Genomic DNA, 12,872 nt, shown 5'->3' with positions numbered 1-12,872 from the left:
CTTCGACCCATCATGTCGAGCGCGCGTGTCACACGACAACGCACACGTCATGAGCCATCAACGCAGCGGCGCGGCCGTTGCAGCGTCGAACAGCGACGCAGTGGAATCGTTCAATGGATCACATCCGAAATTTTTCCATCATTGCCCACATCGACCACGGCAAGTCGACGCTGGCCGACCGGCTGATCCAGCGTTGCGGCGGGCTGAGTGATCGCGAGATGGAAGCGCAGGTGCTGGACTCGATGGACATCGAGCGCGAGCGCGGCATCACGATCAAGGCGCAGACCGCTGCGCTCACCTACCAGGCGCGCAACGGCAAGACCTACCAGCTCAACCTGATCGACACGCCGGGGCACGTCGACTTCTCGTATGAAGTGAGCCGCTCGCTGTCCGCCTGCGAAGGCGCGCTGCTGGTGGTCGACGCGAGCCAGGGGGTCGAGGCGCAGACCGTCGCCAACTGCTACACCGCGATCGAACTCGGCGTGCACGTGATCCCGGTGCTGAACAAGATGGACCTGCCGCAGGCCGATCCGCAGCGCGCGAAGGACGAGATCGAGGACGTGATCGGCATCGACGCGACCGACGCGATCCCGTGCAGCGCCAAGACCGGCGAGGGCATCGACGACATCCTCGAGGCGGTGATCACCCGCATGCCGCCGCCCCAGGGCAACCCCGATGCGCCGCTGCGCGCGATGATCATCGACTCGTGGTTCGACAACTACGTCGGCGTCGTGATGCTGGTGCGCGTGGTCGACGGCGAGCTGAAGAAGGGCGAGCGCTTCAAGATGATGGCCACCGAGGCCGCCTACGCCGCCGAGCAGCTGGGCGTGTTCACGCCGAAGTCGCTGGCGCGCGATGCGTTGCGCGCCGGCGAGGTCGGCTTCGTGATCGCCGGCATCAAGGAGCTGCAGGCGGCCAAGGTCGGCGACACCATCACGCTCGAGAAGAAGCTGCCGAACAACGCCGGGCCGGCCAGCGAGGCCTTGCCCGGCTTCAAGGAAATCCAGCCGCAGGTGTTCGCAGGCCTCTACCCCACCGAAGCCAGCGAGTACGACCAGCTGCGCGATGCGCTCGAGAAGCTGAAGCTGAACGATTCGTCGCTGCGCTACGAGCCCGAGGTGAGCCAGGCGCTCGGCTTCGGCTTCCGCTGCGGCTTCCTCGGGTTGCTGCACATGGAGATCGTCCAGGAGCGGCTCGAGCGCGAGTTCGACCAGGACCTCATCACCACCGCGCCGAGCGTCGTCTACGAAGTCGAGCTGGGCGACAAGACCGTGATCCAGGTCGAGAACCCGTCGAAGATGCCCGACCTCGGCCGCATCAACGAGATCCGCGAGCCGATCGTGACGGTGCACCTCTACATGCCGCAGGACTACGTCGGCCCGGTGATGACGCTGGCCAACCTGAAGCGCGGCAACCAGATCAACATGGCGTACCACGGCCGCCAGGTCATGCTGACCTATGAAATGCCGCTGGCCGAGATCGTGCTGGACTTCTTCGACAAGCTGAAGTCGGTGTCGCGCGGCTACGCGTCGATGGACTACGAGTTCAAGGAATACCGGGCGGCCGACGTCGTCAAGGTCGACATCCTGCTCAACGGCGACAAGGTCGACGCGCTGTCGATCATCGTGCACCGCACCCAGAGCGCGTACCGCAGCCGCGCGGTGGTGGCCAAGATGCGCGAGCTGATCTCCCGTCAGATGTACGACGTGGCGATCCAGGCCGCCGTCGGGGCCAACATCATTGCGCGTGAGACAATCAAGGCGCTGCGAAAGAACGTTCTCGCCAAGTGTTATGGCGGCGACGTCTCGCGCAAGCGCAAGCTTCTCGAAAAACAAAAGGCCGGCAAGAAACGCATGAAGCAGATCGGCTCCGTCGAGGTGCCCCAGGAAGCGTTTCTCGCCATCCTCCAAGTGGACGATTGATGGGCTCACTGATGGGTTCTCTGACCGGCGTGCTCTACGGCGCCCTGGTGGTGTATCTGGGCGGCTGGTACCTCGGCAAGTGGACGGGCAACTTCTCGCTGCTGCTGTTCATCCTGACGGTGGCGACGCTGGCCTACTGGCTGGCCGAGCGCTTCCACTTCGCGCCGCGCCGCGCGGCGGCGGCCGCCACGCTTGATCGCCAGGATGCCGAACGTCGCGAGCGGCTGACCGCGCAGGGCATCGCAAAGGTCGACGACAACGTCGCCCAGGCCCGCGACACCTTGCTGATGCAGCCGTGGTGGCTCGACTGGACCGCCGGTCTGTTCCCGGTGATCCTCGTCGTGTTCCTGTTGCGCTCGTTCCTGTTCGAGCCGTTCAAGATCCCGTCGGGTTCGATGGTGCCGACGCTGCTGATCGGCGACCTGATCCTGGTGAACAAGTACCACTACGGCATCCGGCTGCCGGTGATCAACAAGAAGATCATCCAGATCAACGACCCGCAGCGCGGCGACGTGATGGTGTTCCGCTACCCCGCCAACCCGAGCATCGACTACATCAAGCGCGTGGTCGGCGTGCCGGGCGACCAGATCGACTACCTGAACCAGCATCTGTACGTGAACGGGAAGCTCGCCGACACGCAGCCGCTGGAACCGTTCTACGACGAGGATGCCGTGCGGTTCGCGCCGCAATACACCGAGAAGCTCGGCCCGGCCACGCACCGGATCCTGGTCGACACCAAGCTGCCGAGTTCGGCCGCGCCGCTGTTCGAGTTTCCCTTCAAGGAAAACTGCCGCTACAGTGCGGAAGGCGTGCGCTGCAAGGTGCCTCCGGGCCACTACTTCATGATGGGCGACAACCGCGACAATTCGCAGGACTCGCGTTTCTGGGGCTTCGTGCCCGACCAGAACATCGTGGGCAAGGCCTTCTTTGTCTGGATGAATTTCGGCAATCTCAAGCGCGTCGGTTCGTTCAATTGAGTGGGAGCAACAGGTAAATGACGATGGAACTTCGGACGATCGAATCTCGCGACCAGGTGCGGCAACCTGTCCACCGGCGCGGGCCGCAACGCGGGGTCACGTTGTTCGGCCTGATGTTCTGGGCCATCCTGATCGGCATCGTCTCGCTCCTCGGCCTGAAGGTGCTGCCGACCCTCAACGAGTACTTCACGATCAAGCGCACGGTCGAGAAGATCGCGATGAGCGGTGCCTCCACCGTGCCTGAAATCCGCACCGCCTTCGATCGCCAGAAGGACATCGAGTACTCGATCGTCTCGATCGGCGGCAAGGACCTGGAGATCACGAAGGTCAACGACAAGGTCGTGATCGCCTTCGCCTACAACAAGGAGATCGAGCTGATGTCGCCGGTCTTCCTGCTGCTCAAGTACGAAGGCCGCTCGCGGTAAGGGTTCGCCCCGACCCGCGCTCTCGCGTCCGCTCTTTCGTCACCAACCGGCTTCGCGCGTGGATGCCCGACTGACCGCCCTGCAGAACCGCCTGGGCTACCGCTTCACCCAGCCGGACCTGCTGACGCGCGCGGTCACGCACCGCAGCTTCGGGGTCGATCACAACGAACGGCTCGAATTCCTCGGCGACGTGGTGCTGAGCCTGGCGATCAGCGACCTGCTGTTCGAGCGCTTCGCCGGCTCCGACGAAGGCGACCTGACCCGCGTGCGGGCGCACCTGGTGCGCGAAGACAGCTTGCACAAGGTCGCACTGCTGATCGGCTTGCCGGAGGTGCTGCGCCTGAGCGATGGCGAAGCACGCGGCGGCGGCGCGCAGCGGCCGTCGATCCTCGCCGACGCACTCGAAGCCGTGATCGGTGCCGCCTACCGCGATGGCGGTTTCGAGGCCGCACAGGCGCTGGTGCAGCGGCTGTTCGGCGAAGTCATCGAGACGACCGATCTGGACAACTGGTCGAAAGACGCGAAGACCGAATTGCAGGAGTGGCTGCAGGCGCGCCGCCTGCCGGTGCCGGCCTACCGCATCGTTGCCACCCGCGGGCAGGCGCACGCGCAGACCTTCGAAGTCGAGTGCGCCGTCCCGGCCCTCGCCCTGACCGAAACCGGCGAGGGCCGCTCGCGCCGCGCCGCCGAGCAGGAAGCCGCGCGCGGCATGCTGGTCGCGCTGAAGGCGAACGACAAGCCCGGCAGCGCGCTGCGTTCCTGACGCCCCCCGACGACCCTCCTGGTTCCCCGCATGATCGACATCCCCGAAACACCTGCCGAAGACGACGGCGACACCGGCACTGGCGACGCCGGCACCGCCGACACCGGCAGCGGCGATTCCGCCGAAGTCACCACCCGTTGCGGGCTGATCGCGATCGTCGGCCGCCCGAACGTCGGCAAGTCGACGCTGCTGAATGCGCTCGTCGGCCAGAAGGTCAGCATCACGTCCGCCAAGGCGCAGACGACGCGCCACCGCATCACCGGCATCCGCACGGTCGACGACACGCAGTTCGTGTTCGTCGACACGCCCGGCTTCCAGACGCGCCACAGCGCGCCGTTGAACCGCACGCTGAACCGCACGGTGCATGGCGTGCTCGGCGATGTCGACCTGGTGCTGTTCGTCGTCGAGGCCGGCCGCTTCGGGCTCGACGACGCGAAGGTGCTGGCGCTGATGCCGGCCGGCAAGCCGGTGATGCTGATCGCCAACAAGCTCGACGCGGTGCACCGCCGCGCCGACCTCGTGCCCTGGCTCAAGGGCATGCAGGACCGCCACGCGTTCGCCGAATTCGTGCCGCTGACCGCCAAGAAGGACAGCGACGTGCAGCGCCTGCTGGGCATCGTGAAACCCTACCTGCCGCAGCAGCCGTGGTTCTACGAAGAAGACGCGCTGACCGATCGCAGCGACAAGTTCCTCGCGAGCGAGATCATCCGCGAGAAGCTGTTCCGCCTGACCGGCGACGAGCTGCCCTACACCTCGACCGTCGTGATCGACAAGTTCGAGGAAGAGGGCGCGCTGCGGCGCATCGCCGCGACCATCATCGTCGAGCGCGATTCGCATAAGGGCATGGTGATCGGCACCGATGGCGAGCGCCTGAAGCGCATCGGCTCCGAGGCACGCCAGGAGCTGGAGCGGCTGATGGACGGCCGCGTGTTCCTCGAACTGTGGGTGAAGGTGCGATCCGGCTGGGCCGACGACGAAGAGCATCTGCGCACCTACGGCTACGAATAGCCGCCGCGCATGGCCACCCGCCCCGCGCGCCCGCCGGCCACGCAGGCGGCTTATGTGCTGCACCGCTACGACTGGAGCGAATCCAGCCTGATCCTCGACCTGTTCACCCGCGAGCAGGGCCGCATCGCGGTGGTCGCGAAGGGCGCCAAGCGACCGTACTCGCAGCTGCGCCCGGTGCTGCTGCCGTTCCAGCGCATCCAGGTGACGCTCGGCAAGCCGCCGCGTGCGTCGGAATCGTCCGGCGGGTCGTTCGGCGGGTCGTCCGGCGAATCGGCCAGCGACGTGCAGACGCTGCGCGGCGCCGAATGGGCCGGCGGCCATGCGATGCTGACCGGCGCGGCGCTGTTCAGCGGCTTCTACCTGAACGAGCTGCTGATGAAGCTGCTCGCCCGCAGCGACGCCCACCCGATGCTGTTCGATGCCTACGCGTTGACGCTCGCGCTGCTGGCATCGACCGACGACGGCGCCGTGCAGACCGCGCTGCGGGCCTTCGAGCTGGCGCTGCTGCAGCAGATCGGCGTGCTGCCCGACCTGAGCTGCGTGACGACGACGCAGGACGAGGTCGATCCCGCCGGCCGCTACCTGCTGCTGCCCGAGCAGGGCGTCGCGACCTCGCGCGGCCGCGAGAACGAACTGGCCGGCCAGACGCTGATCGGCCTGCAGGCCGCGCTGCAGCACGGCAGCCTCGCGGCACTGCAGCAGGCCTGCGCGCCGGCGCTGCAGGAACTGAAGCTGCTGCTGCGCGCGCTGCTTCACTATCATCTGGGCTCATCGGTGCTGCGTACGCGGCAGGTGATGCTCGACGTGCAAGCCTTGGAGCGCTGACACCACATGAACCCTTTCCAGACGAGCGGCGAGGATCCGCACCGCGGCCAGACAGCGTTGTCGGTCAACCTGAACAAGGTCGCGCTGCTGCGCAACACGCGCCACCTCGGCATCCCGAGCGTGACGCGTGCCGCCGAACTCGCGCTGCAGGGCGGCGCGCAGGGCATCACGGTGCACCCGCGGCCGGACGAGCGCCACATCCGGGCCACCGACGTCTACGAACTCGCCGAGCTGCTGCAGGCGACGCCGCACATCGAATACAACATCGAAGGCAACCCGTTCCACAACCTGATGGACTTCGCGCGCGAACTGAAGCGCCGTGGCCTGCCTTTGCACCAGTGCACCTTCGTGCCCGACAGCGTCGAGCAATCGACCTCGGACCACGGCTGGCGCTTCCCGGAAGACGCCGCGCGCCTCGCGCCGCTGGTCGCCGAGGTGCATGCGCTGGGCGTGCGCGTCAGTCTCTTCATGGACCCGCAGCCGCAGGCGATGGCGGCGGTCCGCGCGCTCGGCGCCGACCGCGTCGAGCTCTACACCGAGACCTTCGCCAGCGCACACGGCACGCCGGCCGGCGCGGCGGTGCTGGCCGGCTTCACGGCCACCGCCGAGGCGGCGTTGCGCGCGGGCCTCGGCGTGAACGCCGGCCACGACCTGAACCGCGCCAACCTGGCCGATTTCCTGCGCGCCGTGCCCGGCGTGCAGGAGGTCTCGATCGGCCATGCGCTGGTCGCCGATGCGCTCGAACTCGGCCTGGTCGAGACGGTGCGCGACTACCAGCGCTGCATCCGGATGTCGGCGCAGGTGTCGACCCAGACGGCGTCACCGCGGTGATCTACGGCATCGGCACCGACATCTGCGACGTGCGGCGCATCGCCGCGACCTTCGAGCGGCGCGGCGAGCGCTTCGCCACCAAGGTGCTCGGCCCGCAGGAGCTGGCGGTGTTCCATGCGCGGCGCGCGCGTGTCGAGGCCCGCGGCATCAGCTACCTGGCGACCCGGTTCTCGGCCAAGGAGGCGTTCTCGAAGGCCATCGGCCGCGGCATGCGCATGCCGATGACCTGGCGCGCCTGCGAGATCCTCAACGCGCCGAGCGGCAAGCCCGAGATCGTGCTGCACGGCGAGCTGGCCGCCTGGTTCGCGGCGCGGCACCTGGTCGCGCACGTCAGCGTCACCGACGAGACCGACTATGCGGCGAGCTTCGTCGTCGTCGAAACCCAGCAACCCTGAATGCGGAAAGAACCAGCATGAGCGAACACGCCCCGGTGATCCTCGACATCGCCGGCACGGCCCTGACCGACGACGATCGGCGGCGGCTGCGCCATCCGTTGACCGGCGGGATGATCCTGTTCACCCGCAACTGGATCGACCGCCGCCACCTGACCGAGCTGACCGCCGAGGTCAAGTCGATCCGGCCCGACGTGCTGATCACCGTCGACCACGAAGGCGGCCGCGTTCAGCGCTTCCGCACCGACGGCTTCACGCACCTGCCGGCGATGCGCGAATTCGGCGAGCTGTGGATGCGCGATGCGATGCGCGCCGTCGATGCGGCCACGTCGGCCGGCTACGTGCTCGGCGCCGAGCTGCGGGCCTGCGGCGTGGAACTCAGCTACACGCCGGTGGTCGACCTCGACCATGGGCGCAGCCAGGTCGTCGGCGATCGCGCGTTCCACCGCGACCCGCGCGTCGTCGCGATCCTCGCGCAGGCGCTGGCCATGGGCCTGCTGCGCGCCGGCATGGCCAACTGCGGCAAGCACTTCCCGGCGCACGGCTACGCGGTGGCCGATTCGCATGTGGCCCGCGCCGTCGACGACCGCACGCTGCAGCAGATCCTCGACGAGGATGCGAAGCCCTACGACTGGCTGTCGACCACGCTGACCTGCGTGATGCCGGCGCACGTGACCTTCCCGCTGGTCGATGCAGTGCCGGCCGGTTTCTCGTCGCGCTGGCTGAAGGAGATCCTGCGCGGCCAGCTCGGCTACACCGGCGCGATCTGCTGCGACGACCTCAGCATGGAAGGCGCTCGCGTCGCCGGCAGCGCGCTCGACGCCGGCATCGCCGCGCTGAACGCAGGCTGCGACCTGGTGCTGCTGTGCAACCAGTCGAAGGTCGACGGCGGCCGGCCGGTCGACGTGCTGCTCGACGGCCTGGCGGAGGCGCTCGCGCAGGGTCGCTGGCAGGCCGATGCGAACAGCGAGACGCGCCGGCTGGAGCTGCTGCCGCAGAGCTCGCCGCTGCCGTGGGACGAGCTGATGCACCAGCCGACTTACCAGAACGCACTCGAACGCTTGCCCTGAGTTCAGTAATGCTCGTCGAGCGGCCGGCGCGGCTTGCGCGGCGGCACGACGAGTTCGATGTCGACCCGCCACGCTGCGGCGTCGCGCGCCTTCGTGAGGTCCACCGCCTGGGGCGCCACCGACGCCTTCTGGTACGGGTGCCAGGCGTGCAGCAGGTAGCGGCCCGGCGCCACGGCACCGAGGGCGATGCGCCCCGATGCCTCCGACTTGCCGTACCAGGCCGAGTCGACCACCATCACGTAGGCCTCCATCCAGTCGTGGATGTTGCAGCCGAGCACGACCGGCCCGGGCTTGTCGAACACCACCGGCTCGACGGGCATGCCGCTGTAAAGCTGGATCTCGAAGCTCTTCGCACTCGAGAACGAGTAGACGTGGTGCTTGACCTTGTCGCGGTTCGGAAAATCCACCCGCGTGCCGACCGGCAGCACGCTGACGAACGGCACGAACTCCAGCTTCACCTGGCGAATCTCGGCCCGGCCGGGTGGCGGCCGCCTGGCGGTCGACGCGGCGGCGGGCTCCAGCCACACGACGGCATCGGCGACCGGCGCGCCGCTCGGCGTCCGCACTTCGACGGTCGCGGAGGCGGCCTGCGCCGAGCCGATGGCCAGCAGGCCGATCGCCGCCAGCGCGGCGGCTGTCGCGCGGCGCGGCATCGAGCTCAGGGCGCCGGCGTCAGCACGGCAGTCGGATCGATCTGCCAGACCTCGCTGACGAGCCTGGCGTCGCGGTAGACCAGCACGTGGCGCACGCGCACGGTGGTCTTGCCGGCGTACTCGGCGACGGCTGTCAGCGTCACGCCCTTCGGATTCGCGTTCTGTGTGATCACGCTGCGTTGCAGCGTGCGCGGCTGGTTGTCGTTCGCGGCGGCGAAGCGGGTCCACAGCTGGCGCAATGCATCGGTGCCGCGGTAGCGGCCGTCGAGCGGGCCGCCGACCCAGTCCATCCACGGGTCGTCGCCATAGGCCTGCATCAGTGCGTCGACGTTGCCGGCGGCCACCGCCTTCAGGTGCGCCTCGGCGGCGCGTTCGTCGAGCGGGCCGGCTGCCGCGAAGAAGGGGATGCAGCAGGCGAGCAGCAAGGCGAGTCTCTTCATGGCGAACTCCTGGGACGGCGGCAGAGGCGTCCCAGGAGGATGGCATGCGCCGACCCCGGCGGGCAAGGCACCGGAACGCGCCAGCGGGTGGGGTTCGTGCATATGCCGCGCGGCATGAAAAACGGCGCCCGAAGGCGCCGTCGTTCACGCTGTCGGATCGCGTTCAAGCCATCGGATTGCCGGACTCCGATTCGAACGGCAGCTTGACCTGCGACAGGTCCTTGCGCGTCTCGACCAGCACCAGCGGACCTTCGTCGATCGCGACCGGCGGGCGGGGCTCGCGCGGCACGTGGATCGGCTTCGGCTCGCGGGCCATCGCTTCCTGGACGGCCCGGATCTTCTCGGCATCCGAGTTGACCCATTCGAGCCCGGCCGTCTCGGCGACCGATTGCAGGTCGGCCAGAGGCAGCACGAAGCGTGCGGCCGGCGCAGCGACCGGAGAGGCGACCGGTGCAGCGACCGGCGCCGCCACGGGCGCGGCGACCGGAGCCGCAACGACCGGCGCTGCGGCCACCACCGGAGCGGCGACCGGCTCAGCGGGTGCGGCGACAGGCGCTGCGACGTACGCCTGGACCGGCGGCGTGTAGGCCGGCGCTTCGGCGATCTCCGGGCGGTACACCGGTTCGGCCACCGCAGCGGCCGGGACATCGCCCGAGGCGCCGGCTTCGGCACCTTCGGCCGACGGTGTGCCGCCTTCGGTCTCGTCGCGCCGTTCACGGCGCTGGCGATCCCGGCCGCGGCCACGGCGGCGCCCATCGCGCTCGCCGCCTTCCGGCGTGGCGTCGCCGCCCTCCGGTGCACCGGAGGATTCGGCGTTGTCGGCCTGCTGAGCCGCGGCATCCACCGCCCGCTCGGCGCGGACCGCACCCTCTTCACCTGGCGCGTCGGCGACCTGTTCGGCACCGCCCTCGCTCACGACGGCTTCGCCGTTTCGAGCCTCGTCGCGGTCGCGGCCACCGCGGCCACGGCGACGGCGACGGCCGCCTTCGCGGACCTCGCCGCCTTCGGCGTCGGGACTCGGCACGGTGTCGCTGAAGGCCTGCGCCGGAGCGACGTCGGTCACGGCACCGTCGACCGGCGCATCGGCCGGACGGCGTTCGCGCTCGGGACGCGGACCGCGGCGGCTGCTGTCGCCACGGCCTTCGCCGCGACCTTCTCCTCGTCCTTCACCACGCGGCGGACGCTCGTCCGTGCGCGGCGTCGCGACCGCAGCGCCGGCGTCGACGCCGGCAGCCACTTCGTCGACCCGCTCGGCCCGCTCGCCGCGGCGGCCACCGCGCTCGTTGCGCTCGCCCCGTTCCGGGCGTTCGCCGCGTCCTTCCGGGCGGCCCTCGGCGCGCGGCTCACCGCGGCCTTCGCCTCGCCCTTCACCACGCCCTTCGCCGCGTCCGCCTTCGGGGCGGCCCTCGCCACGGTTGCGATCACCGCCGCGCTCGCCGCGGCGCCCATCGCGCTTGCCGTCGCGTTCGCCACGGCCGTTGCCGCGGCCATTGCCTCGATCGCCACGCTCGCCGCGGCCATCGCGCTTCGCGCCGGCCTCGCCGGTCGCTGCCGGGGCCTTCACCGCTGGTGCGACCTCCGGCTCGCCGGCGCCGAACAGGCGCTTGACCCAGCCGAAGAAGCCACCGCCTGCCGGCGTCGGGGTCGCGACCGGTGCCGGCGCGGGTGCGGCGGCCACCGGTGCCGCGACCGGTGCGGGCGCGGGCTTCGGCGGCACGATCGGTGCCGGCGTTTCCGGCAGGATGCCCTTGATGACCGGCTCCTGTTTCGGCTTGGCCTTCTCGCGACGCGTGATGCCGACCTCGTCGTCCGGCTCCTCGATCATCGAGTAGCTGACCTGCAGGTTCTCCAGGCGCGGGTCGTCGTGGCGCAGGCGCTCGAGCTTGTAGTTCGGCGTGTCCAGGTGCTTGTTCGGCACCAGCAGCACGGTGATGCGCTGCTTCAGTTCGATCTTCGTGATCTCGGTGCGCTTCTCGTTCAGCAGGAACGAGGTCACCTCCACCGGCACCTGCACGTGCACGGCGGCGGTGTTGTCCTTCATCGACTCTTCCTGGACCATGCGCAGGATCTGCAGCGCGCTGGACTCGGTGTCGCGGATGTGGCCGGTGCCGTTGCAACGCGGGCAGGTGATGTGGCTGCCTTCGCTCAGCGCCGGGCGCAGGCGCTGGCGGCTCAGTTCGAGCAGGCCGAACTTGCTGATCGAGCTGAACTGCACGCGGGCGCGGTCCTGGCGCAGCGCATCGCGCAGCCGGGTCTCGACCTCGCGGCGGTTCTTCGACTCTTCCATGTCGATGAAGTCGACGACGATCAGGCCACCCAGGTCGCGCAGCCGCATCTGGCGCGCGATCTCGTCGGCGGCTTCCAGGTTGGTGCGGGTCGCGGTTTCCTCGATGTCGCTGCCGCGCGTCGAGCGGGCCGAGTTGACGTCGACCGACACCAGCGCCTCGGTGTGGTCGATCACGATCGCGCCGCCCGACGGCAGGTTCACCGTGCGCGAGAACGCGGTCTCGATCTGGTGCTCGATCTGGAAGCGCGAGAACAGCGGGGCGTCGTCGCGATAGCGCTTCACACGTGCGGCCGATTCCGGCATCACGTGGTTCATGAACTGCATCGCCTGGTCGTAGATGTCGTCGGTGTCGATCAGGATCTCGCCGACATCCGACGTGAAGTAGTCGCGGATCGCGCGGATCACCAGCGACGATTCCTGGTAGATCAGGAACGCGCCCTTGCCGCCCTGCGATGCGCCGTCGATGGCGCTCCACAGCTTCAGCATGTAGTTCAGGTCCCACTGCAGCTCGACGGCGCTGCGGCCGATGCCGGCGGTGCGGGCGATCAGGCTCATGCCCTTCGGGTACTCGAGCTGGTCGAGGTTTTCCTTCAGCTCCTCGCGCTCCTCGCCCTCGATGCGCCGGCTCACGCCGCCGCCGCGCGGGTTGTTGGGCATCAGCACGAGGTAGCGTCCGGCCAGCGAGACGAAGGTGGTCAGGGCCGCGCCCTTGTTGCCGCGCTCTTCCTTCTCGACCTGGACCAGCAGCTGGTCGCCTTCGCGGATCGCGTCCTGGATGCGCGCGTTGCGCACGTCGGCGCCGTCGCGGAAGTAGTTCTTCGAGATTTCCTTGAACGGCAGGAAGCCGTGGCGGTCTTCGCCGTAGTCGACGAAGCAGGCTTCGAGAGACGGCTCGACGCGCGTGACGACGGCCTTGTAGATGTTGCCCTTGCGTTGCTCGCGGCCTTCGATCTCGGTCTCGAAATCGAGCAGCTTCTGGCCGTCGACGATCGCGAGGCGACGCTCTTCGGGCTGCGTCGCATTGATCAGCATGCGTTTCATGTGCGCTCCTTCGCCACCGCCGCGCTGTGTTATGCGCGAGCGGCAGCCATTCAACATGCCGCCTCTGAAACCTCAGGGGCGACTCATCGATGCACGAGAAACGTGGATGAACCGGAAGGAATCGCCCTGGACTGCGTTGACGCGGGATCGATCAGTGGATCGGCCGGTCAGGCAGCGTTGGCGCATGCGAGACAGTGGGCGTTGCGGGGCGCGAGGCCGGTGTTCGAGGCACGACCCC

At 68.7% G+C, this 12,872-nt stretch carries 12 protein-coding genes; 9 read left to right on the top strand and 3 right to left on the bottom strand.

What is annotated here, in order from left to right; genetic code table 11:
- Positions 1 to 113: 113 nt before the first annotated feature.
- Genes lepA through nagZ form a run of 9 tightly spaced genes read left to right on the top strand, consistent with a single transcriptional unit; the run spans position 114 to position 8,213 of the window.
- Entirely contained in the window at positions 114 to 1,922 is a 1,809-nt protein-coding gene (gene lepA, locus FHT26_RS14870; RefSeq protein WP_168560890.1) for a translation elongation factor 4, read from the top strand.
- 11 nt (positions 1,923 to 1,933) lie between these two features.
- Positions 1,934 to 2,899 carry a signal peptidase I gene (gene lepB / locus FHT26_RS14865; RefSeq protein WP_168560889.1) on the top strand — a complete coding sequence of 322 codons (966 nt, stop codon included), beginning with the start codon at positions 1,934 to 1,936 and terminating at the stop codon, positions 2,897 to 2,899.
- 23 nt (positions 2,900 to 2,922) lie between these two features.
- Entirely contained in the window at positions 2,923 to 3,324 is a 402-nt protein-coding gene (locus FHT26_RS14860; RefSeq protein ID WP_490362790.1) for a DUF4845 domain-containing protein, read from the top strand.
- A gap of 58 nt (positions 3,325 to 3,382) precedes the next feature.
- Positions 3,383 to 4,087 (top strand): ribonuclease III, encoded by a 705-nt coding sequence (rnc, locus tag FHT26_RS14855; RefSeq protein ID WP_168560887.1) that lies wholly within the window; start codon positions 3,383 to 3,385, stop codon positions 4,085 to 4,087.
- Between the two features lie 30 nt (positions 4,088 to 4,117).
- Positions 4,118 to 5,095 carry a GTPase Era gene (gene era, locus FHT26_RS14850; RefSeq protein WP_168560886.1) on the top strand — a complete coding sequence of 326 codons (978 nt, stop codon included), beginning with the start codon at positions 4,118 to 4,120 and terminating at the stop codon, positions 5,093 to 5,095.
- 9 nt (positions 5,096 to 5,104) lie between these two features.
- Positions 5,105 to 5,920 (top strand): DNA repair protein RecO, encoded by an 816-nt coding sequence (gene recO / locus FHT26_RS14845; protein ID WP_168560885.1) that lies wholly within the window; start codon positions 5,105 to 5,107, stop codon positions 5,918 to 5,920.
- Positions 5,921 to 5,926: 6 nt separating this feature from the next.
- The gene (locus tag FHT26_RS14840) at positions 5,927 to 6,751 is read left to right on the top strand and encodes a pyridoxine 5'-phosphate synthase (protein WP_168560884.1); all 825 of its coding nucleotides are present in this window, start codon (positions 5,927 to 5,929) and stop codon (positions 6,749 to 6,751) included.
- Positions 6,748 to 7,146, top strand: coding sequence for a holo-ACP synthase (gene acpS, locus FHT26_RS14835; RefSeq protein ID WP_168560883.1), 399 nt, complete (start codon positions 6,748 to 6,750; stop codon positions 7,144 to 7,146). Before FHT26_RS14840 ends, acpS begins: the two co-directional genes overlap by 4 nt.
- A gap of 17 nt (positions 7,147 to 7,163) precedes the next feature.
- Positions 7,164 to 8,213 (top strand): beta-N-acetylhexosaminidase, encoded by a 1,050-nt coding sequence (gene nagZ, locus FHT26_RS14830; protein WP_168560882.1) that lies wholly within the window; start codon positions 7,164 to 7,166, stop codon positions 8,211 to 8,213.
- A 2-nt stretch (positions 8,214 to 8,215) separates the two neighbouring features.
- Here the strand turns inward: nagZ and FHT26_RS14825 are convergent, their stop codons facing one another.
- The 3 genes from FHT26_RS14825 to FHT26_RS14815 form a co-directional block, all read right to left on the bottom strand.
- Entirely contained in the window at positions 8,216 to 8,866 is a 651-nt protein-coding gene (locus FHT26_RS14825) for a methylamine utilization protein (protein ID WP_168560881.1), read from the bottom strand.
- A gap of 5 nt (positions 8,867 to 8,871) precedes the next feature.
- Positions 8,872 to 9,306: a nuclear transport factor 2 family protein gene (locus FHT26_RS14820; RefSeq protein WP_168560880.1), complete on the bottom strand. Its 435-nt coding sequence runs from the start codon at positions 9,304 to 9,306 to the stop codon at positions 8,872 to 8,874.
- 163 nt (positions 9,307 to 9,469) lie between these two features.
- The gene (locus tag FHT26_RS14815; protein WP_168560879.1) at positions 9,470 to 12,634 is read right to left on the bottom strand and encodes an Rne/Rng family ribonuclease; all 3,165 of its coding nucleotides are present in this window, start codon (positions 12,632 to 12,634) and stop codon (positions 9,470 to 9,472) included.
- Between the last annotated feature and the right edge of the window lie 238 nt (positions 12,635 to 12,872).

The sequence above is a fragment of the Rhizobacter sp. SG703 genome, from assembly GCF_012275445.1.
Taxonomy (GTDB): domain Bacteria; phylum Pseudomonadota; class Gammaproteobacteria; order Burkholderiales; family Burkholderiaceae_C; genus Rhizobacter.
Note: the sequence above shows the minus strand (reverse complement) of the source record. Positions and strands in the feature narration are given on the sequence as shown.